Origin of the sequence: Belnapia sp. F-4-1 (genome assembly GCF_000802185.1) — a bacterium.
Lineage (GTDB): Bacteria > Pseudomonadota > Alphaproteobacteria > Acetobacterales > Acetobacteraceae > Belnapia.
On sequence record NZ_JROR01000036.1, the window covers coordinates 1 to 1,527 of the forward strand.

A 1,527-nucleotide genomic window follows, 5' to 3' on the forward strand; every position below is an offset into this window, starting at 1 on the left:
GCCGCACGCGTTACGTTGGTCCGAGGAGGTCGGTGACGGTTCCGTCCTGGGCGATGCGTCCTGCGTCGAGGCGGATGACGCGGGTGCACCACTCGCGGACGATGTTCATGTCGTGGGAGGCGAGGACCAGGATCTCGGCCTTGGTGATGAGGTCCTCGAGCTTGGCCCGCGCGCGCTGCATGAAGTCGGCGTCGCCGGCGAGGAACCACTCGTCCATCAGCAGCACCTCGGGGTCCATTACGGTGGCCATGGCGAAGGACAGCCGGACCGACATCCCGGCCGAGTAGGTGCGCACCGGCACGTCGAGAAACTCGGCGAGGCCCGAGAAGGCGCCGACCTCCTCGGCCAGGGCCGTGCTTTCCGCCTCGCCCAGGCCGCGGAACAGGCCGCGGAGCACGATGTTCTCCCGCCCCGTCGCATGCGGGTCCATCCCCGCCGCCGGGTCGATCAGCGCGCCGATGCTGCCCGCCACCTCGAGCCGGCCGCCGACCGGCTCGTAGACCCCGGCCAGCGTCCTGAGCAGGGTGGTCTTGCCGGCGCCGTTGTGGCCGATGAGCGCCACCCGCTCGCCGGGGCCGATGCGGAAGCTCAGCTCGCGCAGCGCCGAGACCACGACGCGGCTGGCCTCGTCCTGGCGCAGCCGGAGCGGCGAGTTGGCGAGGATGCGCTTCTTCAGCGAGCGCGCACCCAGGTGGTAGAGCGGGAACTCGATGGTCACCGCCTCGGCATGGATGTGGGGCATGCTCAGACCCAGAAGGCGATGCGGCCGCGGAAGCGGATAAAGAAGCCGAGCGCGAGCGCGGCCATGGCGGCGGTGAAGAGGCAGGCCGCGGCCCAGACGCCGGGCGAGGCGCCGCCCTCGACCAGCGGCCCGCGCACCGTCTCCATCACGACGTAGAAGGGGTTGAGCACCAGCCAGTCCGCCTTGCCGGGCCCGAGCAGCTCGGGCTTCCACAGCACCGGCGACAGGAAGAAGGCGAGCTGCATGACGCTGCCGACGATCGGGGGGATGTCGCGGAAGCGGGCACACAGCATGCCGAGGAAGAGGGCGAGCGCGCAGGCGTTGACGCCGAGCAGCACGAGCCCCGGCAGCGCCCAGAGCGCCTCCCAGCCCGGCCAAACGCCAGTGAAGAGGAAGACGGCGAGGATGATGGGCAGGCTGTGGGCGGCGATGACGGCGTTGCGCCAGACGCAGCGGAGGATGTGGACGGTATAGGGCAGCGGCAGCTGCCGGATGATGCCCTCGGCGCTGGTCAGGCTGGTGCAGGCATCGGTGACGATGGTGCTGATGGTGTTCCAGGTGATCAGGCTGACGGCAATGAAGGGCAGGTAGTCCGCCAGGCTCATCTTGAACAGCGAGGAGTAGAGCAGCCCGAGCCCCACCACCATGAAGGCGTTCGACAGCGTCAGCCAGAACGGCCCCAGCACCGAGCCGCGGTAGCGGTTGCGGATGTCGAGCGAGGCCAGCGCCATCGACAAACGCCACCGCCGAACCCCCGTCGCAATGTCCCCCAGCGCCGTCGCACG

General features: G+C 69.9%; 2 protein-coding genes. Both read right to left on the reverse strand.

The genetic code is table 11. The features are described from left to right. Positions 1-10: 10 nt before the first annotated feature. The gene (locus tag LH62_RS00150; RefSeq protein ID WP_043358395.1) at positions 11-742 is read right to left on the reverse strand and encodes an ABC transporter ATP-binding protein; all 732 of its coding nucleotides are present in this window, start codon (positions 740-742) and stop codon (positions 11-13) included. A 2-nt stretch (positions 743-744) separates the two neighbouring features. Continuing rightward, positions 745-1,527: ABC transporter permease (locus tag LH62_RS00155; protein WP_052213531.1), on the reverse strand; the 783-nt coding region annotated here is incomplete at its 5' end.